The sequence below is a fragment of the Streptomyces sp. NPDC041135 genome (genome assembly GCF_055592085.1).
In genome coordinates this window covers 387,353-408,059 of record NZ_JBVIYZ010000005.1, presented here as the reverse complement: position 1 = coordinate 408,059, position 20,707 = coordinate 387,353, and the positions used below count along the sequence as shown (strand labels likewise).

Genomic DNA, 20,707 nt, shown 5'->3' with positions numbered 1-20,707 from the left:
CCATCCTCATACGGCGACCCGGCGCGCGTCACCCCGATTCAGCTGTCGGCGTGGGCGCGGGCGCCGGGCGGGCGGCCGGTGGCAGCAGGGGACCGCACTCCCACTGCTGGAAGATCAGCCGGGTCTCCACCCGGGCCACCTCGCGTTGCGAGGTGAACTCGTCGAGCACCAGCCGCTGAAGGTCGGCCATGTCCGCGACGGCGACGTGCACCAGGTAGTCGTCGGGCCCGGTCAGATGGAACACCGTCAGCGACTCCGGCAGCACCCTGATCCGCTCCACGAACGGCCCCACCAGCTCCCGCCGGTGCGGCCGCACCTGCACCGACAGCAGCGCCTGCAGACCCCGCCCGAGCCGGGCCGGGTCCAGCCGCAGCCGGTGCCCGAGGATCACACCGCTGCGGCGCAGCCGGGCCACCCGGTCGAGACAGGTCGACGGCGCCACGCCCACCTGGGCGGCGAGGTCGCGGTAGGTGGTCCGGGCGTCGTTCTGCAGCAGCCGCAGCAGATGCAGGTCCACCGGATCCAGTACGACAGATTCGGGCATGCTCCGAACGTAACACGGGCCCGCACCCCGATGACCCGTTCGGTGTTCACCCTTCCGCCATGGACTCAGCGAGCACCCGCGCAGACGACTCCCGTTCCTGCGGTGCCGTGCGCACCGCACCGCCCGCCGCACGGCGCGCCCTGGCCACCGAGGCCGTGCACGCCGGCCGCGACGACCTCGCCCGGCAGGGCCTGCACGCCCCGCCGATCGACCTGTCCACCACCTACCCCTCCTACGACAGCCGCGCCGAGGCCGCCCGCATCGACGCCTTCGCCGCCGACGGCGCCGACCCGGACGGACCGCCGGTCTACGGGCGCCTGGGCAACCCGACGGTCGCGCGCTTCGAGACCGCCCTGGCCCGCCTCGAGGGCACCGCGTCGGCCGTCGCCTTCGCCAGCGGCATGGCCGCGCTGAGCGCGGTCCTGCTGGCCCGCGCCTCGGTCGGGCTGCGCCATGTCGTCGCCGTACGGCCCCTGTACGGCTGCAGCGACCACCTGCTCACCGCCGGGCTGCTCGGCACCGAGGTGACCTGGACCGACCCCGCCGGCATCGCGGACGCGCTGCGCCCGGACACCGGCCTGGTGATGGTCGAGACGCCGGCCAACCCCACCCTCGCCGAACTCGACCTGCGGGCCGTCGCCCACTCCTGCGGCTCGGTGCCCCTGCTCGCGGACAACACCTTCGCCACCCCGGTGCTGCAGCGTCCGGCCGAGCAGGGCGCGCGGCTGGTGCTGCACAGCGCGACCAAGTACCTCGGCGGCCACGGCGACGTGCTCGCCGGTGTGGTGGCCTGCGACGAGGAACTCGCCGGGCGGCTGCGGCAGATACGGTTCGCGACCGGCGGCGTGCTGCATCCGCTGGCGGGCTATCTGCTGCTCAGGGGGCTGTCCACGCTGCCGGTCCGGGTACGGGCCGCCTCCGCGACCGCCGCCGAACTGGCCCGCAGGCTCACCGCCGACCCCCGGGTCGCCCGCGTCCGCTATCCCCGGCTGGGCGGCGCGATGGTCGCGTTCGAGGTGCACGGTGACCCGCACGAGGTCATCTCCCGGGTCCGGCTGATCACCCCCGCGGTGAGCCTGGGCAGCGTCGACACGCTGATCCAGCACCCGGCGTCGATCAGTCACCGCATCGTCGGCGCCGAGGAGCGGCGCGGAGCCGGGGTGAGCGACCGGCTGCTGCGGATGTCGGTCGGCCTGGAGGACGTCGACGACCTCTGGGCGGACCTGGACGCCGCCCTGGGCGAGCGGGAGTCCTCGCGGACGCCGGCCCGTCGTCAGGAGACGGCCGGCCGGGTGGACGCCTGAGGCAGGCAGGCGGGTGGGCGGCCGCGTGAGCGGCACGCGCGCGGCCGGGTGACGGGGGCGGCCGGGTGAGCGGGGCGGCCGGGTGAGGGGGAACGCGGACGGCCCGGCGGTGATCCGCCGGGCCGTCACTGTCCTGCCCGCCCCCCCGTGCCCGGCGGCGAGCCGCACACCTCGGCCGAGTCGGGCAGACCGGCCGGGACCCGCGTGCTCAGTCGCGCCGGGCCGCTCCGCCGAGTGAGCGCCGGTCGCTGTCGTGGGCCGGCCGGGACCCGCCCGGCGCGGCTTCCAGCCGGGCGGTGATGACCAGGGTGCCTTCCTCGATCTGGTAGTCGAGGGGCAGCCCGAGACCGCGCATCGCGGCGACCATGCCGGTGTTGGAGGCCTGCGTCACGGCGTACACGCTCTCGCAGCCCGCCTCGCCCGCCATCGCCACCAGCCGGCCCAGCAGTTCGGCGCCGATGCCGCGCCGCTGCCAGTCGTCCTCGACGAGCAGCGCGACCTCCGTCTCGTCGCCGTCCCAGAGCAGATGACCGAGGCCGACGATGCGGCCGGAGGCGGTCTGCACCGCGAGTGTCCGCCCGAAGCGGGGGCTGAGCAGGTGGTTCAGATAGCGGTCCGCGTCACCGACCGGGCCGTGGTAGCGCATACCGAGGGTGCGCGTGGAGCAGCGCTCGTGCATCGCCTTCGCCGCCTCGACGTCGCGCGTGTCGGCGCGGCGCACCGTGATGGAGTTGCCCTCCGGCAGCGTCAGCACGTCCTTGCCGCGCGGGATGCGCGGGCCGAGCCGGCTGTCCAGGTCCACCAGCGCCCGGGCGCGGGCGAACTCGGTGGGCGTGAAGGGCAGGTACGGCCGCTCCACCGTGATCACCCCGCCCTCCGGGGCCCGCAGCCGCAGCACGGTGTCCTCCAGCACCCCTTCGACGGGCACCGCCTCGGGGCCGCGGCCACCGCCGACCGGCTTGGCGGGCAGCGAACGGATCGTGCACCGCCCGAGCAGCTGCCTCAGCGCCAACGGCAGTTCCGCCGCGTCCAGCGCGGTGCGCGCCGCCAGGCCGAGGACGCGGGTGGGGGCGTCCACCAGGTCGTGCGCGTCGGCCCGCTCGATCCAGGTGGACGTGCCCCCGGCCCGCGCGACCACCCGGGTCACCTCGGCCGCCGCCAGGTCGCCCGGGGCCCGCAGCAGGAACTCGTCCACCGTGCCGTCGCCCAAGGGGTGCGTCTGCAGGCTCAGGATGTCGACGCGCCGCCCGGCCAGCGCCGTGCACAGTGCCGCCAGCGAGCCCGGTTCGTCCTTCACGGTGGTCCGCATCCGCCACAGCGCGCTCGTCCCGGCCGCCTCCTCCAGGGTCGCGGCGGGGTCGGCGGACGGCCCGGCCTGCCGCCCCTCGGCGGGCGGCCGGGCACCGGTATCACCGGCCGGGGGTGCGTGGCCGTGGCGCCGTGCCCACCAGGTGTGGAAGCCCGCCGTCGCGGCCAGCACGATCGCCGAGATCACCAGCAGCGCCGGGCCGTCGGGCCCGTGCCCGACCAGATTGGCCACCGCGTCCGCCACGGCGACGGCCGTGAACAGGGCGGCGAGTTCGACGACGTCCCGCCGCCAATGGTGGGCGGGGCGGCCGTGCTTCGTGCGCGTCACATCAGACATGTCCGGAGTCATACAGCCACTGTGGAGGAACGGTGTTGCGTGATCACGAACGAGATGTGACTGATGGGTTAAGCGCGCAAACGCCCCTTTTTGTTGCTCTTTCCAGTTCTTCGCCGACCGGCATCGTGCGTACCTGGTCGGCGGCCCTGGCGGCCCGCGAACACCCGTGCCGCGGGGCGCGGTCGGGGCCGGACGGGGTGTGCCGCGCGCCGGGGGATGACGCCGGTGCGCGGCACAGAGGTGAAGCGTACGGGAGCCGCCCGCCCGTCCGCTCGCGGCAAGGCTCCCGGCGTGGCTACTGGCCGACCCGGCCCGGCTGGAGCGTCCGGGTGAACAGCACCGTGCCGTCCTGCTCGCGCAGCCGCACGGTCAGCTCGCCGCTGTCACCGTCGATGTCGACCTCGCCGAAGAACTGGTACCCCCCGGCCGGGGAGACGTTCGACTCGGTCGGCGCCTTCACGAAGACCCGTTCCGGACCGAAGGTGCCGTCCAGCGCGCTGGCCGGGAAGGCGCCCGCGTTGAGCGGGCCGGAGACGAACTCCCAGAACGGCTCGAAGTCGGTGAACGCCGCCCGCTCGGGCCGGTAGTGCTGGGCGGAGGTGTGGTGCACGTCGGCCGTCAGCCACAGCGTGCCGGTGATCCGCCGGTGCTTGATGAACCGCAGCAGCTCGGCGATCTGAAGCTCCCGGCCGAGCGGGGCGCCGGGGTCGCCCTGGGCGACGGCCTCGAAGTTCGGCCGGTTCTCCGTCGCGTCCGGCACCACCAGCCCCAGCGGCATGTCCGCGGCGATCACCTTCCACACCGCGCGCGACCGGGACAGCTCGCCCTTCAGCCACTCCAGTTGCTCCCGGCCCAGGATGCCCTGCGGGTCGGTCCGCTGGTCGTCGGGGGAGTTGGCGTTGCGGTAGGTCCGCATGTCGAGCACGAACACGTCCAGCAGCGGGCCGTGGCGCAGCACACGCTGGACGCGGCCCTCCCGGGCGCCGGGGCGCAGGGTCGGGACCGGGGCGTACTCGCTGAACGCCCGCCGGGCGCGGGCCGCCAGCACGTCGACGCTCTTCTCGGTGTAGCGGGTGTCCGAGGCGGCGACGACCTCGCCCGGGTACCAGTTGTTGCGCACCTCGTGGTCGTCCCACTGCACGACCGACGGGACCTGGGCGTTGAACCGGCGGAGGTTGTCGTCGAGCAGGTTGTAGCGGAAGTTGCCCCGGTACTCGGCCAGCGTCTCGGCGACCTTGGACTTCTCCTCGGTGACGAGGTTGCGCCAGGTGCCGCCGTCGGGCAGCGCCTGGGTGGCGCCGACGGGGCCGTCGGCGTAGACGCTGTCACCGCTGCACAGGAAGAAGTCCGGGTCCAGCCGGCCCATCGCCCGGTAGATGCGGTACCCGCCCAGGTCGGGGTTGATGCCCCAGCCCTGGCCTGCCAGGTCGCCGGACCAGAGGAACCGCACGCCGTCGCGCCGGCGCCGGGACACCGTACGGAAGGTGCCCGTCACCGGCTCGCCCGTGCGGCGCGGGTCGTCGGGGTCGGCGAGCAGCACGCGGTAGTGGATCTGTTCGCCGGACGGCAGGCCGTGCAGCCGGGTGGTGCCGGTGAAGTCGGTGCCGGCGCCCAGCAGCGGGCCCCGCCAGGTGTGCGGGTCGCGGAAGGACTCGGTGGCCGCGGTCTGCACGATCATCCGGGCGGGCCGGTCCGAGCGGACCCACACCAGCCCGGAGTCGGTGCCCACGTCGCCCGCCTGTACGCCCCAGTCGGCCCTCGGCCGTCCGGACAGGGCGAACGCCGGTGCGGCGCCGAGCGCGCCCGGCACGGTCAGGGCCGCCGACGCGGCGAGCGAGCCGCGCAGCACGCTGCGGCGGCCGGGGAACGGACGGTGTGACATGACTGCGCCTCCGGGGCGGGATCCGGCCAAGTGTGCGGTCACACACCTACTGGGGCGCCGCGACGCGTGCGCGAACCCCGGGTGAACAGCTCGCCCAGCCGGTCAGCGGCTGCCGTCGAGGAGGACGCGGGCGACCAGCGCCGGGTCGTCGTGCATCGGCACGTGTCCGCAGCCCGGCAGCCGCACCAGCCGGGCGTGGGGGACGATCTGCTTGGCCCGCACGCCCTGGCGGCGTACCAGCAGCCGGTCCCTGGTGCCCCAGCCCACGGTGACGGGCACCCCGGCGAGGTCGTCCGTGAACCGCACGGAGGTGCCCGCGGCGAGCGTGGCGTCGAAGCCGGTGGCCCGTGCCATCGCCAGCGTCTCGGCGACCACGTCCTGCGGCGAACGGCGCGCGGGCCGGGCGTAGATGGTGCTCGTCAGGGCGGTACGGCCGGCCGCGGACCGGGCCAGCCGTTCGATCAGGGGCACCGGCAGCCGCTGGGCGATCCTGCGCATCGTGAGCAGGACACCGAAGGCGTAGCGCCGCTCGGCCTGGGTCCAGAACCCGGCGGGGGAGAGGGCGGTGACGGACCGTACGGCCCTGCCGCGGCCCAGCTCCAGGGCCAGCAGACCGCCCAGCGAGTTGCCCGCGACGTGCGGGCGGTCCAGCTCCAGCGCGGCGAACAGGCCGGTGAGCACGGCGTTCGTCGACAGCAGGTCGTAGGCGAGGCGGTCCGGCAGGGCCGGGGAGGCGCCGAACCCCGGCAGGTCCACCGCGATCACGTCGCGCTCGGTGGCGAGGATCTCCACGACCGGGTCCCAGGCCTGGCGGTGATGGCCGATGCCGTGCAGCAGCACCAGCGGTTCGCCGCGGCCCACGCGCGCGTAGGAGACGGTCACCTCCTGCGGGCCGTGCGGGGTCGGGACCGGGAAGGAGACGGTGGCGGACATGGGTGCTCCTCGGCTGTGACTGCTGACGGACGCCGTAGACGGCTTGTCAGCAAACACTACTGGCGGGTAGTTCCCGGTGACTCCCGAACGGGGCTTTGCCGCGATGTCACGCACGCGGCCCCGCGCGAACCCTTCGTGAACGCTGTGCGGCGGCCTCCCCATGGCTTCCCCAAGGGTCCGACGATTGGTCTTGACCAAGGGTGTGGGCCGCCCTATGGTCGCAGAGAAGTGCAACAACCTTTAATAAACAAGGGCGCTAAAAACCGCCGGACGACGGCGATTGCGGAGGACAGGGTGGGGACCACGCAGCTGGAAACGGTGCCGGAACCGAAGTACTGGCATCTCAGGACCGTGCTCAGTGAGGCACTGGACTCCGAGTTCTCGGTCGGCGAGATCCTGCCCAACGAGCGCGATCTCGCCGCCCGCTTCGGGGTGGCCCGCGCCACCCTCCGCCAGGCTCTGGAGCAGCTGGAACTCGAAGGCCGCCTCCAGCGCCGCCGCGGCGTCGGCACGACCGTCGCGCCCCCGCGCGTGGGAGTCGCCGTCGGCACCGAACAGCACATCTGGCCGGGCGCCGCCGGTGACGCCTGGCAGCCCGCCGACTGCGCCCGCTCCGTGCCGCCCGCCGCCGTGGCCGCGGCCCTGGAGACCGGCCCGGAGGAGACCGTGCACACCGTGCGCCGCTCCCGGACGTCGCACGGGCAGCAGGTCGCGGCCGAGCTGCTGTACATCCCGGTGGCCTCGGTCCCCGACCTCTCCGGGATAGACGCCCCGTCCGGCCCGGCACGCGCGCGTGCGGTGCTGCGCGAACTGCAGCGCCTGGAGCTGGAGGGGGAGGACCGCGCCGTGGAGCTGGGCTCCGCCCGCGCCGACGACGCCAAGGAACTCGACCGGCTGCCCGGGGCGCCGGTCCTCGTCGTCACCACCCGCTTCTTCGCCGAGGGCCGCACCGCCGCGGTCTCCGTGGCCACCTACCGCGCCGACACCTGCCGGCTGACCTTCGGCGACTCGGGGGGCGTGGAGATACACCACGGCCCCGAACGCCAGGCCTCGTAGCCCGTACGGCACCCCGCCCGTCCCGCCTCGCCGGGGCGGGCGGCTCGTCGCCCACCGAGGCCGGCACCCGGCCCACGGCCGTGCCGTGCGCACCGGGCCGTCAGCCCCGGGCCGTGACCGTCCCCTCCACCGCGAACAGCTGCTTCTCCACGTGGTCGAGGGCGAGCCGCAACGCGCCCGTGGCCACCGCCGCCTCGCCCAGCACGGACAGCGCCACCCTGGGCGGGCGCAGGCAGTAGCGCTCCAGCTCGCGGCGCAGCGGCTCCAGCACGCCGTCGAGACCGGCCGCCCAGCCGCCGACCACGACCAGCTCCGGGTCGAGCGCCAGCACCAGCGCGGCCACGTCGTGCACGAGCCGCTGGATGAACCGCTCCTCCGCCGCGCGCGCCCGCAGGTCACCCTTGCGGGCCAGCGCGAAGACCTCGGCCACCGCCTGCTCGTCCAGCGGGTGCAGCGGCTCGTCGGTGGTCGAGAGCAGGGTCTCCGGAGTCACCTCCCGGCCCAGCAGGTGCAGCGCGCCGATCTCGCCGGCCGCGCCGCCGTACCCCCGGTGCAGGCGCCCGCCGATCAGCGCACCGGCGCCCGGACTCAGCCCGGCCAGCACGAACACCACGTCGTCCGTCTCGGTCGCGGCGCCCTTCCAGTGCTCGGCGACGGCGGCCGCGTTGGCGTCGTTCTCCACCAGCACCGGGCACTTGAAGGAGCGGCCGAGCCGTTCGCCGAGCCGCAGCCCCGTCCACTGGGGCAGCGCGGTGCCCAGCCGCACCGTGCCGTCGGCCTCGACGATCCCCGGCGTGCCGACGCCGACCGCGCGCAGCGAGCCGCGGGCGACCCCGGCCCGCCGCAGCAGCTCGGCGACCGCGCCGCGCAGGCGTTCAAGCCGCTCGTCCGGGTCGGCCGTCTCACCGACCTCCTTGGCCTGGGCGCCCAGGACCCGCCCGTCGAGGTCGGACAGCAGGGCGGCCACGCGGTGCGCGCCGATCTCCAGGCCCAGCAGGTGTCCCGCCTCGGCCCGGAACCGGAACCGGCGCGCGGGCCGCCCCTGCCGCCGTGCGGTGCCCTCCTCGGCCGCCGTCTCCACCACCAGCCCGGCCTCGATGAGCCCCTCGACGACGCCCTCGACGGTCGGCCGGGACAGCCCGGTGACCCGGGTGATCTCGGTGAGCGTCGCGCAGTCCGTGGCCCGCAGCGCGTGCAGCACCACCGCGGAGTTGATCCTGCGCAGCAGCGAGGGATCGCCGCCGGTCAGCTGCCCCAACGTCCGTCCTCCCAGCTCGTGCGCGTGTTGGGCGGATCGTACTCGGCGGGAGTCGCCCCGGCGAGTGCCGGGCACCCCGACCGCCCGCCGACGGCGGCCCGGCCCTCCGGGGACGGCACGCGGGCGCCCGGCCGGGACGACATGGCGACAAGTCGCCATCATCGGGCCCGTGCGCCGCAGGGCGCGGCCCACCACCGCTCGGCTGACGCCACGCCAATTGTCAGTGGCCGCCGCTTTACTGGCTTCCATGGACATCGCGAAGTACCTCGCCGTGATCGACCGGCTGTGCACCCGGGACTTCCCCGCGGAGCACGGCAGGACGGACGTCGGCACGGGCGGACCCGGTTACCTCATAGCCGAGTTACAGACCAGCGATGACTTCCACGAGGACCACGCCGCGCGGGAGGAGACGAGGGAGCAGTACGACGCCGACCGCGACGCGCTGGGGGAGCGGCTCGCCGAGCGCTGGGGGCCGCCGCACAGGTTCAGCCTGTTCAGCGTCCTGCACCGGAGCGTGCAGGGGGAGGAGTTCGGGGAACCGTGGGGGTCGCTCGGGGCCTGCGTGCCCGACATGCAGCTGTGGAGGTCACCGGCCGGCCGCTGGGTCGCCCTGGGCGTGTCCCAGTGGGGCGCGGAGCTGCCCTGTCAGCTGCTGGCGGTGGTCACGGAGACCGATCCTCCGTGACCGGCCCGGCCCACGCCGCTGCCCGCAGCCGCGCGAACTCCTCGGCCATGGTCGCCGTCGTCCAGTGCGCGTTCAGCCCGCTGGGATTGGGCAGCACCCACACGCGAGTGCCGCCGATCAGCCGCTCCTGCGGCCCGACCCGCGCCTTGGGGTCGGCGAACGCGGCCCGGTACGCGGTCACCCCGACCACCGCGAGCCACCTCGGGCGCAGCCGCGTCACCTTCTCGGTGAGCAGCCGTCCGCCCTCGGCGTACTCCGCGGCCGTCAGCTCGTCGGCGCGGGCCGTCGCCCGCGCCACCACGTTGGTGATCCCGAGCCCGTACGACAGCAGCTCCCGCTGCTCGGCGGGCGCCAGCAGCCGCGGGGTGAACCCGGACAGGTGCAGCACCGGCCAGAACCGGTTGCCGGGGCGGGCGAAGTGGTGGCCCGTCGCGGCGGTCATGAGCCCGGGGTTGATACCGCAGAACAGCACATGGAGGCCGTCCGCGACCACGTCCGGGACGAGCCGGTCGCGGGCGGCCTCCAGGTCCGCCCGGCTGAAGCGGGGCGAGCGGGGCGTGCCGGTCAGAGGATCGCTCCGGGGGTGTAGCCCGCGGCCGCCGGGTGCTGCTTGACGATCTCCTCGATCCGGCCGACGACGACACCGACCTGGTCGGCCGCGGCGCCGGTGAAGGACAGCTTGTCGGCCATCAGCGCCTCGAGCCGCGCCCGGTCCAGCGGCAGCCGCTCGTCGGCGGCCAGCTTGTCGAGCAGGTCGTTGCGCTCGGCGCCCTGCTCGCGCATGGCCAGCGCGGTCGCGACCGCGTTCTCCTTGATGGCCTCGTGCGCCACCTCCCGGCCGACCCCGGCGCGCACGGCGCCCATCAGCACCTTGGTGGTGGCCAGGAACGGCAGGTAGCGGTCCAGCTCGCGGGCGACGACGGCGGGGAAGGCCCCGAACTCGTCGAGGACGGTCAGGAAGGTCTCCAGCAGCCCGTCCAGGGCGAAGAACGCGTCGGGCAGCGCCACCCGGCGTACCACCGAGCAGGACACGTCCCCCTCGTTCCACTGGTCACCGGCCAGCTCACCGGTCATCGAGGCGTAACCGCGCAGGATGACCATGAGGCCGTTGACGCGCTCGCAGGAGCGGGTGTTCATCTTGTGCGGCATCGCCGACGAGCCGACCTGGCCGGGCTTGAAGCCCTCGGTGACCAACTCGTGGCCGGCCATCAGCCGGATCGTCTTGGCCAGTGAGGACGGCGCCGCCGCCAGCTGCACCAGCGCGGTGACGACCTCGTAGTCCAGCGAGCGCGGGTAGACCTGGCCGACGGAGGTGAACGCCTGCCCGAAGCCGAGGTGCCCGGCGATGCGCTGCTCCAGCTCGGCGAGTTTCGCGGCGTCCCCGCCCAGCAGGTCCAGCATGTCCTGGGCCGTGCCGACCGGGCCCTTGATCCCGCGCAGCGGGTAGCGGCCGAGCAGCTCCTCGACGCGGCCGAGGGCGACGAGCAGCTCGTCGGCGACGGTCGCGAAGCGCTTGCCGAGGGTGGTGGCCTGCGCGGCGACGTTGTGCGAGCGGCCGGCCATGACCAGCTCGGCGTACTCGCCGGCCAGCTTGCCCAGGCGCGCGAGGACGGCGACCGTGCGGTCGCGCATCAGCTCGAGGGAGAGCCGGATCTGCAGCTGCTCCACGTTCTCCGTCAGGTCCCGGGAGGTCATGCCCTTGTGCACGTGCTCGTGCCCGGCGAGGGCGTTGAACTCCTCGATCCGCGCCTTGACGTCGTGCCGGGTGACCTTCTCGCGCTCGGCGACGGAGGCGAGGTCGACGGTGTCGAGGACGCGCTCGTAGGCGGCGATCGCCTCGTCCGGCACCTCGATCCCGAGGTCCTTCTGCGCCCGCAGCACGGCGAGCCAGAGCTGCCGCTCGAGCTTCACCTTCTGCTCGGGCGACCAGAGCGTGGCGAGCTCGGCGGAGGCGTAGCGTCCGGCGAGGACGTTCGGGATGCGGGGCTTGGCGGGCGCTGAAGTCACGTGTACGGATTCTACTGGCGGTTCGTGCAGGCCGCCGCCACCGGGTCCTTCGTCGGAACCTACGAGACCCGGGGGACGCCGCGGGCCGCGCCGGGGTCAGCCCACCGAGTCCTCGTGCGGCAGCGCCACCGGGTCCCCGCCAGCCCGCCGCGCCGGCTCCTCGCCTGCCGTCCACGCCGGGCCCTCGTACGGCAGCAGCTGGGGCCGCTTGGGCGGGAGGCCGTCGCCGGAGGAGCGGCCGGTGAGCCGGCGTCCTATCCAGGGCAGCAGGTGCTGCCGGGCGAACCGCAGGTCCGCGGCGCGCCGCAGCACCCAACCGGGCGGCAGGGTGGCGGGCATCGGGGTGTGCCAGTCGGGGTCCTCGGCCTCGTGGCCGAGCGACTGCCAGACCGCCTCCGCCACCCGCCGGTGGCCCTCGGGGGTCAGGTGCAGCCGGTCGACGTCCCACAGCCGCGGGTCGGCCAGCGACGGCGCCCCGTACAGGTCGACCACCAGCGCGCCGTGCCGGCCGGCCAGGTCGTCGATGTGGGCGAACAGCTCCTCCATGCGCGGCCGGAACCGCTCCAGGACCGGGCCCTGGCGGCCGGGGCTGCGCATGAGCACCAGCTGCTCGCAGGCCGGGGCGAGCCGTTCCACGGCCTCGGTCAGCAGCCCGCGCACCCGGCCCATGTCGCACGTGGGCCGCAGGGTGTCGTTGAGTCCGCCGACGAGGGTGATCACATCGGCGCCCATGGCCGCCGCCACGTCCACCTGCTCGTCGACGATCTGTCCGATCAGCTTGCCGCGCACCGCGAGGTTGGCGTACCGGAACCCGGGCGTGCGGGCGGCCATCCGCGCGGCGAGGAGGTCGGCCCAGCCCCGGTAGGAGCCGTCGGGCAGCAGGTCCGACATGCCCTCGGTGAAGGAGTCGCCGACCGCGACCAGGCTGGTGTAAGGGGAATTCGTCTGCATGGCGACAGCGATCGTAACCCGGCGGCATACCCGCTGGTCGGTCGCCCTCACCCGCCCCCGGCGCTGACAGACCTCCCGGTGTCCCGTCCGCTCAGGCGTGCTGCCCGAACAGCTCCCGCAGCACGTCCTCCATGGTCACCAGCCCCGCCAGCCGCCCGTCCTCCCCGACCACCGCGGCCAGGTGCGTCCGGCTGCCCCGCATCGCGGTCAGCACGTCGTCCAGCGGAGTGCTCTCCCGCACGCGGGCGACGGGGCGGATGTCGCGCAGCCGGAACGGCAGGTCCCGGGGCACGGCGTCCAGCGCGTCCTTGACGTGCAGATAGCCGACGATCCGGCGGCCCTCGTCGACCACCGGGAACCGCGAGTAGCCGGACTGCGCCGACAGCCCCTCCAACTGCTCGGCGGTCACGCCGACGCGGGTGTACACCACCCGCTCCAGCGGCACCACCACGTCCCGGACCGGCCGGCTGCCCAGCTCCAGGGCGTCGTGCAGCCGCTCCCGCGCCCGCTCGTCGATCAGACCCGCCTCACCGGCGTCCTTGACGATCTCCGCCAGTTCCGCGTCCGAGAACGTCGCCGCGACCTCGTCCCTGGTCTCCACCCGCAGCAGTGTCAGCAGCGCGTCGGCGAAGGCGTTCACCGAGAAGATCACCGGGCGCAGCGCCCGGGACAGCGTGACGAGCGGCGGGCCGAGGAACAGCGCGCTGCGCACCGGTTCGGCGAGCGCGATGTTCTTCGGGACCATCTCGCCCAGCAGCATGTGCAGATACGTGGCCAGCGTCAGGGCGATCACGAAGGACACCACGTGGCCCGCGCCCGCGGGCACGCCGAGGGCGTGGAACACCGGCTCCAGCAGATGCGCGATCGCCGGTTCCGCGACCACGCCGAGGACCAGGGTGCACAGCGTGATGCCGAGCTGGGCGGCGGCCAGCAGCGCGGAGACGTGCTCCAGGCCCCACAGCACGCTCCGGGCCCGCCGGTCGCCCGCCTCGGCGTGCGGTTCGATCTGCGAGCGGCGCACGGAGATCAGGGCGAACTCCGCCCCCACGAAGAAGGCGTTGACGACGAGCGTCGCCAGACCGATCAGCAGCTGTACGGCGGTCACCGCGCCCCCTCTTCCCTCGCCTCGTCACCCACGCCGCCCTTCCCGGCGTGACCCCGTCCGGGACCGCCGTCGGGCGGCGCGTGCAGCAGTACCCGGGCCGCCCGGCGCCCGGCGGCGTCCACCACGTCCAGCCGCCACCCGCCGACCTCGACGCGGTCCCCGGTCCGCGGGATGCGCCCCAGCTCGGCGGCGACCAGCCCGGCCAGCGTCTCGTACGGTCCCTCCGGCGGGATCAGTCCCACCCGGCCGAGCTGGTCGACGCGGGCGGCGCCGTCCGCCGAGTACAGCGTCCGGCCCGCCTCGTCGGCCCCGGCGGGGGCGAGGTCGGGCGTCTCGTGCGGATCGTGCTCGTCGCGGACCTCGCCGACGACCTCCTCGACGATGTCCTCCAACGTCACCACGCCCGCCGTCCCGCCGTACTCGTCGATGACGACGGCCATGGTCCGCTTGCCGGACAGCCGGTCCAGCAGCCGGTCGACGGTGAGGGACTCCGGCACCAGCAGCGGCTCGCGCATCACCTCGGCGACGAGGCGGCGCGGCCGCTGCACGGCCGGCAGCACCAGGACGTCCTTGATGTGGGCGATCCCGACGACCGCGTCCAGGGTGTCGCGGTACACGGGGAACCGGGACAGGCCGGTCGCCCGGGTGGCGTTCGCGACGTCCTCGCAGGTCGCCTGGACGTCCAGGGCGACGACCTGCACGCGTGGCGTCATCACGTTCTCGGCGGTCAGGTCGGCGAGGTTAAGCGTGCGCACGAACAGCTCGGCGGTGTCCGGCTCCAGGGCGCCCTGTCTCGCGGAGTGCCGGGCGAGCGCCGCGAGTTCCTGCGGGCCGCGCGCGGAGGCCAGTTCCTCGGCGGGCTCGACGCCGATGCGCCGCACCACGCGGTTGGCCGTGTTGTTCAGATGGGTGATGAAGGGCCGGAAGGCGGCACTGAACCAGCGCTGGGCCGTGCCCACCCGCAGGGCCACGGTCAGCGGCGAGGAGATCGCCCAGTTCTTGGGCACCAGCTCGCCCACGACCATCAGGAACACCGTCGACAGCGCCGTACCCAGCACCAGCGCGACCGTGCCGGCGGCGCCGCCGGACAGGCCCATCGCCTCGAAGGGCCCGGTGAGCAGCGCGGCGATCGACGGCTCGGCGAGCATGCCGACCACCAGGTTGGTGACGGTGATGCCCAGCTGCGCGCCGGACAGCTGGAAGGTCAGGTTCCGTACGGCGTCCAGGGCGCCCGAGGCCCCGCGCTCGCCGCGCTCCACGGCCCGTTCGAGTTCGCCGCGCTCGACCGTGGTCAGCGAGAACTCGGCGGCGACGAAGGCGCCGCAGGCGAACGAGAGCAGGATCGCCACCAGCAGCAGGAGCACTTCGGTCATCGGCTCACCTCTGTCCCATGGTCCGACAGGGGGGACGGGAGCGCGCGGTGTCGCCGGCCCGTGGGCCCGCCCGCGGGCGGCCGCCCGGCATCTCGCACGGCCAGAACGACCGACCTCCCAGGTCGAGGACGGGCGCGGCGGCCCGTCGCGGTCGCAGCGGCCCGCCGGCGGTCGGGGCGCCCGTCGGGGTCAGCCGGTGAGCGGTCTCACCCAGCGCCGCCACTGCTCCTGCGGCGCGTACCCGGCCGCCCGCCAGGCATGCTGGGCACTTTCGTTGCGGACCAGCACCATCGCGTCCGCCCGCCGCCCCCCGAGCCGGACGAACCGTTCCCCGGCGGCGGCCAGCAGCGCCGAGCCGATGCCCTGCCGCCGCCGGCCGGGGTGCACCGCGAGCCGGTACAGATGGCAGCGCCAGCCGTCGAAGCCCGCGACGACCGTGCCCACCAGCTCGCCGTCCTGTTCGGCCAGGAGCAGCGCCTCCGGGTCCCGGGTGATCAGCCGCTCCACCCCGTCGCGGTCGTCGCTGATGCTGGTGCCCTCGGCGGCCGTCCGCCAGAAGGCGAGCACGGGGTCGAGGTCGGCGAGGTCGGCGGGTCGTACACGCACGTCGGTCATGCGGTGAGCACACCACCCGCCGCCCGGCGCGTCCCGGAATTCCGTCATGTGGACCACCACGGCCCCACCCGGCCCCATCGGCCCCGCCCGGACCCGCGGACCCGGCTCAGGCCTCCCCGGATCCGCCGCCGGCCGTTCCCGCGCCCGGGCCGCCCGGGCCGCCGGGGGCGCCGTCCGGGCCGGCGGACTGGGCGCGGACCAGGTCGAACCGTTTCATCCGCTCCAGCACCGCCTCCGCCGTGGGCCGCTCCATCCGGTCCACGATCCGCCCGTCGGCGAGGAAGAGCACCAGGTCGGAGTGGGCGGCGGCCCCCGGGTCATGGGTGACCATGACGACGGTCTGCCCGAGCTGGTCGACCGCGTCGCGGAGGAAGCCCAGCACCTCGAGACCGGCGCGGGAGTCGAGGTTGCCGGTCGGCTCGTCGGCGAAGATCAGCTCGGGCCGGGAGGCCAGCGCCCGCGCGCAGGCGACCCGCTGCTGCTGGCCGCCGGACAGCTGTGCGGGCCGGTGCGAGAGCCGGTCCCGCAGACCGAGCGTGTCGATCACCTGGTCCAGCCACTTCTCGTCGGGTCGCCGGCCCGCGATGTTCATGGGCAGGGTGATGTTCTCGGCCGCGGTCAGCGTCGGGATCAGGTTGAACGACTGGAACATGAACCCGATCCGGTCCCGCCGCAGCCGGGTCAGCTCCCGGTCCTTCAGCCCCGTGATCTCGGTGTCCCCGAGCCACACCCGGCCGGCCGACACGGAGTCCAGCCCGGCCAGGCAGTGCATCAGCGTGGACTTGCCCGATCCCGAGGGTCCCATCACGGCGGTGAAGCGGCCGCGCACGATGTCCACGTCCACCGCGTCCAGGGCGACCACCGCCGTCTCGCCCGCGCCGTAGGCCTTGGTCAGCCCGCGGGCGCGGGCCGCGGTCCCCTCGCCCGGCGCCCGGCCCGGCGCCTGTTCCGCAGCGGTAGTGGACAAGGCCGCCTCCTGCTCACCTCGACGTGCGCTCCCGGTCCCGGCCGAGCGTAGGGCGACCGGCCGCACCCCGGTATCCCCCCAGCGGCCGAGACACCCTCCACCGCAGGTCGTGCTCCGCACACCGGTGTAGGGGGCAGGCTCCGCCCGCGGGTACACCGCCCGGCTGCGCCGGTACTTCCGGCACGTCCGCGTGGCCGCCACCCTGTCCAACCCCTACGGCGTGCACAACGCCGAATGGGGGGCCACGTCTACGTCTGTACCGGCCCCCGCCGCCCCTGGGGCGAGATGTGGCCCGAAATGCGCCACTACGGGTGACGCCCCCGCTCCGACGGCAGGAGCCGGTGCTCAGGTCCCGGGTGATCCGGTGTCGTCCAGGGGCGGTCGTCGGGCGGTGCCCAGGACGCAGTACGAGGTGGGCAGGGCGGGGCCCTTCTCCGGCATCATCAGCCGCTGCTGCGGGCCCAGCTCGAACCCGGCCGTCCGCAGCGCGGCGACCGGGTCGCGGGACAGCCGGCAGCCGCCGCTGACGGCCGGCCACAGGGTGCGGTCCAGGGCCCGCTGGGTGAAGCGCATCGCCCGGCCGCCGCCCCTGCCGTGCTCGAAAAGGCGCACCTCGCCGCCCGGCCGCAGCACGCGCCGCACCTCGGACAGGGCCCGGGGCACGTCCCGCACACTGCACAGCACGAGCGAGAGCACCACCGCGTCGAACGCCTCGCTCTTGACGGGCAGCGCCTCCGCCGACCCCGGTGCCACGTCCACCGGCACCTGGGCGCGCAGGGCCGCGTCGAGCGCCAACGCCCGCAGGTGCGGCTCCGGTTCGATCGCCACGACCTCCGAGACGGTGCCCGGGTAGTGCGCGAAGTTCAGCCCGTTGCCCGCGCCGATCTCGAGCACCCGCCCGGACAGCCCCTCCAGCAGCCGCCGCCGGACCCCGGCCATCCCGAGCCGGGTCTCGGCGCCCACGCTGAGCCGGGCGTAGCAGCGGGCGAACACCGGGTGGTGGACGGGACCCCGCGCCACCGCGCCGGAGTGGGCGGACAGCCGCATGGCAACCTCCCGGACTGGACGGTCCTGCGGTCAGTCTCCCCCGTATGCCGCCGCCGCACCCCTGCCCGCCCGCATGCCTACGCCGACTGCCGGATGCGGAACACCTCCGCGTCCCACGTCCCCGACAGGCGCGGTGCCAGCCAGCCGGGTGCCGCCGCGCGGAAGTCCCCGGGGGACAGGGCACCGGCACCGGCGGGCAGGGCGCCCAGCAGCGGGGCTGCGGCCACCTCCGGCAGGTCGGCGACGTTGCAGCGCGCGGCGAGGTCGGGGGAACCGGGCCAGCTGCCGATCACCACGCCGAGCAACTCCAGCTCGCGGGCCCGCAGTTCGCGGGCGGTCAGCTCGGTGGTGTTGAGGGTGCCGAGTCCGGCCTGGGTGACGACCAGCACCGGTGCGTCCAGCAGCCGGGCCGCGTCGGCCAGCGTGCCGCCCGCCGCGTCGAAGCGCACGAGCAGCCCGCCCGCCCCCTCGACCAGCACCAGGTCGTGCTCGGTGGCCAGCTTGGCGGCCGCCTCGGCCACGTCCCCCGGGTGCACCGGCGCCGCCCCGGCCCGCCGGGCCGCCGTCCCGGGCGCCAGCGGCTCCGGGTAGCGGGCCAGTTCGGTGGCCGTCACGCCACCCGCGAGCCGCGCCACCTCGTCGGCGTCGCCGCGCTCACCGGGCCGTACGCCCGTCTGCGCGGCCTTCAGCACGGCCACCGACTGCCCGGCCGCGAGCGCGGCCGCCGCGACGGCGGCGGTCGTGACCGTCTTGCCGACCTCCGTGCCCGTTCCCGTGATCACCAGTACCGGCATGTCATCCCTCCCGTGCTGCCGCGCACACGGCGCGGGCGATCCGTGCCACGTCCGCGTCCGGGGTGACGTAGGGCGGCATCGTGTAGATCAGGTCGCGGAACGGCCGCAGCCACACGCCCTCGCGTACGGCCGCCCGGGTGGCCGCCGCCATGTCCACGTCGTGGTCCAGCTGGACGACCCCGATCGCGCCCAGCACCCGTACGTCCCGCACGCCCGGCAGCTCGCCGGCCGGGGCGAGCCCGTCGCGCAGGCCGGACTCGATCCGCTTCACCTCGGCGAGCCAGTCCTGCCCGAGCAGCAGCTCGATCGAGGCGCAGGCGACCGCCGCCGCCAGCGGGTTGCCCATGAACGTCGGCCCGTGCGCGAGCACCGGCACCTCGCCCCGCGAGATGCCGTCGGCTACCCGCGGGGTGCACAGCGTGGCCGCCATCGTCAGATAGCCGCCGGTCAGCGCCTTGCCGACGCACATCACGTCCGGCGTGACCGCGGCGTGGCCGGCCGCGAACAGCGCGCCGGTGCGGCCGAAGCCGGTCGCGATCTCGTCGAACACCAGCAGCACGCCGTGCGCGTCGCACGCCTCGCGCAGCACCCGCAGGTACGCCGGGGAGTGGAACCGCATCCCGCCCGCGCCCTGCACCACCGGCTCCACGATCACCGCGGCCAGCTCGTGCGCGTGCCGCTCGATCAGCTCGCGCAGGGATGCGGCGTACGACTCCTCGTACCCGGCGGGCGGCGCGTCCGCGAAGATCTGGCGCGGCAGCACGCCGGACCACAGCCCGTGCATCCCGCCCTCGGGGTCGCACACCGACATCGGCTGCCAGGTGTCCCCGTGGTAGCCGCCCCGCCAGGTCAGCAGCCGGTGCTTCTCCGGGCGGCCGAGCGAGCGCCAGTACTGCAGGCACATCTTCACCGCCACCTCCACCGACACCGAGCCGGAGTCGGCGAGGAAGACGTGCTCCAGACCGTCAGGCGACATGTCGACAAGGAGCTTGGCGAGCCGGACGGCGGGCTCGTGGGTGAGCCCGCCGAACATGACGTGGCTCATCCGCCCGAGCTGCTCCCGCGCCGCCTCGTTGAGCACCGGGTGGTTGTAGCCGTGGATCGCCGACCACCACGACGCCATCCCGTCGACCAGGTCGCCCGAACCGTCCGCCGGCCGCAGCCGGACCCCGCTCGCCGACTCCACGACGAGCGGTTCGGCGCGGCCGGGCATCGGGCCGTACGGATGCCACACGTGCCGCCGGTCCAGCTCCAGCAGTTCGGGCACGCTCAGGTCAGGCATTGGGCGCGAGGTCCGTTCCCGCCCCCCGGCGGCGCACGGCGACCAGGTCGGTCCGCGCCTCACCGGCCGCCGGTACGGCCGCTGTCGCTGCCGCCGCGGGCGCCGTACCGCAGACGCCGCCGCCCTCGTGCGAACCGCAGCCGGCCTCGGCGTCACCGTGCGAGCCGCAGCCCGCGGCGCCGTGGGAACCGCAGCCGCCGCCGGATGTCCGGTGCTCGGGGAGGGTGATCCGGTCGGCGCCCTCCACCTCGAACCCCGCGTCCGCGATCATGTCCAGGTCGGCCTTGCCCGCCTGGCCCTCACTGGTCAGGTAGTCGCCGAGGAAGATGGAGTTGGCCAGGTGCAGGGCGAGGGGCTGCAGCGTGCGCAGGTGCACCTCGCGGCCGCCCGCGATGCGGACCTCCACGTCCGGGCAGACGAACCGCACCATCGCCAGGATGCGCAGGCAGCGCTGCGGGGTGAGGTTCCACTCCTTGGCCAGCGGCGTGCCCTCGAACGGGATCAGGAAGTTCACCGGCACCGAGTCCGGGTCCAGTTCGCGCAGCGCGTAGACGACGTCGACCAGGTCCTCGTCGCTCTCGCCCATGCCCGCGATCAGGCCCGAGCACGCCGACAGCCCCGCCGCGTGCGCCTTCTGCACCGTTTCCACCCGATCGGCGTACGTGTGGGTGGTCGTGATGTCCCCGTACGTACCCTCGGAGGTGTTCAGGTTGTGGTTGTAGGCGTCCGCGCCCGCCTGGCGCAGCCGCTCGGCCTGGCCGTCGGAGAGCAGGCCGAGGCAGGCGCACACCTCGACGCCCTCGTTCTGCTCCTTGATCGTCTTGATGGTCTCGGAGACCCGGTCCACGTCCCGGTCCGTCGGACCGCGCCCGCTGGCCACCAGGCACACCCGCTTGGCCCCGCCGGCCAGCCCCGCGGCGGCTGCCTGGGAGGCCTCGTCCGGCTTGAGCCAGGTGTACTTCAGGATGCCGGCCGTGGAGCCCAGCCGCTGGGAGCAGTAGGAGCAGTCCTCCGGGCACAAGCCGGACTTGAGGTTCACCAGGTAATTCAGTTTCACGCGACGGCCGAACCAGTGCCGGCGCACCTTGCCGGCCGCGGCCACCACGTCGAGCACGTCGTCGTCTGAGGTGGCGAGTACGGCGAGAGCTTCCTCGCGGGTCGGCAGCTCGCGCCGAAGCCCCTTGTCCACCAGCGTGTTCAGCAGGTCCATGAGGTCCGATCCTGTCCTACGGGACCGCCCCGGGCCAAGGAGAGTTCGC

General features: G+C 74.5%; 19 protein-coding genes. 3 read left to right on the top strand and 16 right to left on the bottom strand.

Translation table 11 applies throughout. From position 1 onward, the window contains the following. Window positions 1–28: 28 nt before the first annotated feature. Window positions 29–544, bottom strand: a complete 516-nt coding sequence (locus tag ACZ6CZ_RS15415; RefSeq protein WP_469020171.1) for an Lrp/AsnC family transcriptional regulator — start codon at window positions 542–544, stop codon at window positions 29–31. 59 nt (window positions 545–603) lie between these two features. On the opposite strand from ACZ6CZ_RS15415, the gene ACZ6CZ_RS15410 reads away from it, so the two are divergent. Then, window positions 604–1,848, top strand: coding sequence for a trans-sulfuration enzyme family protein (locus ACZ6CZ_RS15410; RefSeq protein ID WP_469020166.1), 1,245 nt, complete (start codon window positions 604–606; stop codon window positions 1,846–1,848). A gap of 208 nt (window positions 1,849–2,056) precedes the next feature. Here ACZ6CZ_RS15410 and ACZ6CZ_RS15405 read toward each other — a convergent pair whose 3' ends face one another. The 3 genes from ACZ6CZ_RS15405 to ACZ6CZ_RS15395 all read right to left on the bottom strand — a co-directional run bounded on the left by ACZ6CZ_RS15405 (window position 2,057) and on the right by ACZ6CZ_RS15395 (window position 6,308). Next, complete coding sequence (locus ACZ6CZ_RS15405; protein WP_469020163.1) at window positions 2,057–3,493, bottom strand: GNAT family N-acetyltransferase; 1,437 nt, start codon at window positions 3,491–3,493, stop codon at window positions 2,057–2,059. Window positions 3,494–3,788: 295 nt separating this feature from the next. Further along, entirely contained in the window at window positions 3,789–5,375 is a 1,587-nt protein-coding gene (locus tag ACZ6CZ_RS15400) for an alkaline phosphatase D family protein (protein ID WP_469020160.1), read from the bottom strand. Window positions 5,376–5,477: 102 nt separating this feature from the next. Then, window positions 5,478–6,308, bottom strand: coding sequence for an alpha/beta fold hydrolase (locus ACZ6CZ_RS15395; RefSeq protein WP_469020158.1), 831 nt, complete (start codon window positions 6,306–6,308; stop codon window positions 5,478–5,480). A 294-nt stretch (window positions 6,309–6,602) separates the two neighbouring features. On the opposite strand from ACZ6CZ_RS15395, the gene ACZ6CZ_RS15390 reads away from it, so the two are divergent. Further along, a complete protein-coding gene (locus ACZ6CZ_RS15390) occupies window positions 6,603–7,364 on the top strand; it encodes a GntR family transcriptional regulator (RefSeq protein WP_469020155.1) in 762 nt (253 codons plus the stop codon). Between the two features lie 100 nt (window positions 7,365–7,464). On the opposite strand, the gene ACZ6CZ_RS15385 is transcribed toward ACZ6CZ_RS15390, so the two are convergent. Further along, entirely contained in the window at window positions 7,465–8,622 is a 1,158-nt protein-coding gene (locus ACZ6CZ_RS15385; protein WP_469020147.1) for an ROK family transcriptional regulator, read from the bottom strand. Window positions 8,623–8,869: 247 nt separating this feature from the next. On the opposite strand from ACZ6CZ_RS15385, the gene ACZ6CZ_RS15380 reads away from it, so the two are divergent. Next, window positions 8,870–9,307 (top strand): hypothetical protein, encoded by a 438-nt coding sequence (locus ACZ6CZ_RS15380; RefSeq protein ID WP_469020145.1) that lies wholly within the window; start codon window positions 8,870–8,872, stop codon window positions 9,305–9,307. Here the strand turns inward: ACZ6CZ_RS15380 and mug are convergent. The 11 genes from mug to bioB all read right to left on the bottom strand — a co-directional run bounded on the left by mug (window position 9,285) and on the right by bioB (window position 20,658). Further along, on the bottom strand, window positions 9,285–9,833 hold the full coding sequence (mug, locus tag ACZ6CZ_RS15375; protein ID WP_469020551.1) for a G/U mismatch-specific DNA glycosylase: 549 nt from the start codon (window positions 9,831–9,833) through the stop codon (window positions 9,285–9,287). The genes ACZ6CZ_RS15380 and mug overlap by 23 nt on opposite strands. A 38-nt stretch (window positions 9,834–9,871) precedes the next feature. Continuing rightward, window positions 9,872–11,314, bottom strand: a complete 1,443-nt coding sequence (gene purB / locus ACZ6CZ_RS15370; protein WP_469020142.1) for an adenylosuccinate lyase — start codon at window positions 11,312–11,314, stop codon at window positions 9,872–9,874. Window positions 11,315–11,410: 96 nt separating this feature from the next. Further along, window positions 11,411–12,265, bottom strand: coding sequence for an SGNH/GDSL hydrolase family protein (locus ACZ6CZ_RS15365; protein ID WP_469020139.1), 855 nt, complete (start codon window positions 12,263–12,265; stop codon window positions 11,411–11,413). Window positions 12,266–12,356: 91 nt separating this feature from the next. Further along, window positions 12,357–13,370 carry a hemolysin family protein gene (locus tag ACZ6CZ_RS15360; RefSeq protein ID WP_469020135.1) on the bottom strand — a complete coding sequence of 338 codons (1,014 nt, stop codon included), beginning with the start codon at window positions 13,368–13,370 and terminating at the stop codon, window positions 12,357–12,359. Beyond that, window positions 13,367–14,743: a hemolysin family protein gene (locus tag ACZ6CZ_RS15355; RefSeq protein WP_469020132.1), complete on the bottom strand. Its 1,377-nt coding sequence runs from the start codon at window positions 14,741–14,743 to the stop codon at window positions 13,367–13,369. Before ACZ6CZ_RS15355 ends, ACZ6CZ_RS15360 begins: the two co-directional genes overlap by 4 nt. 189 nt (window positions 14,744–14,932) lie before the next feature. Continuing rightward, a complete protein-coding gene (locus tag ACZ6CZ_RS15350; protein WP_469020129.1) occupies window positions 14,933–15,358 on the bottom strand; it encodes a GNAT family N-acetyltransferase in 426 nt (141 codons plus the stop codon). Between the two features lie 106 nt (window positions 15,359–15,464). Further along, the gene (locus tag ACZ6CZ_RS15345) at window positions 15,465–16,325 is read right to left on the bottom strand and encodes an ABC transporter ATP-binding protein (RefSeq protein ID WP_469020126.1); all 861 of its coding nucleotides are present in this window, start codon (window positions 16,323–16,325) and stop codon (window positions 15,465–15,467) included. Between the two features lie 345 nt (window positions 16,326–16,670). Further along, on the bottom strand, window positions 16,671–17,372 hold the full coding sequence (locus ACZ6CZ_RS15340) for a class I SAM-dependent methyltransferase (RefSeq protein WP_469020123.1): 702 nt from the start codon (window positions 17,370–17,372) through the stop codon (window positions 16,671–16,673). 77 nt (window positions 17,373–17,449) lie between these two features. Continuing rightward, window positions 17,450–18,166 (bottom strand): dethiobiotin synthase, encoded by a 717-nt coding sequence (bioD, locus tag ACZ6CZ_RS15335; protein WP_469020117.1) that lies wholly within the window; start codon window positions 18,164–18,166, stop codon window positions 17,450–17,452. 1 nt (window position 18,167) lies between these two features. After that, the gene (locus ACZ6CZ_RS15330) at window positions 18,168–19,448 is read right to left on the bottom strand and encodes an adenosylmethionine--8-amino-7-oxononanoate transaminase (protein WP_469020113.1); all 1,281 of its coding nucleotides are present in this window, start codon (window positions 19,446–19,448) and stop codon (window positions 18,168–18,170) included. Next, a complete protein-coding gene (gene bioB, locus ACZ6CZ_RS15325; protein ID WP_469020108.1) occupies window positions 19,441–20,658 on the bottom strand; it encodes a biotin synthase BioB in 1,218 nt (405 codons plus the stop codon). The genes ACZ6CZ_RS15330 and bioB overlap by 8 nt, the downstream gene beginning before the upstream one ends. Between the last annotated feature and the right edge of the window lie 49 nt (window positions 20,659–20,707).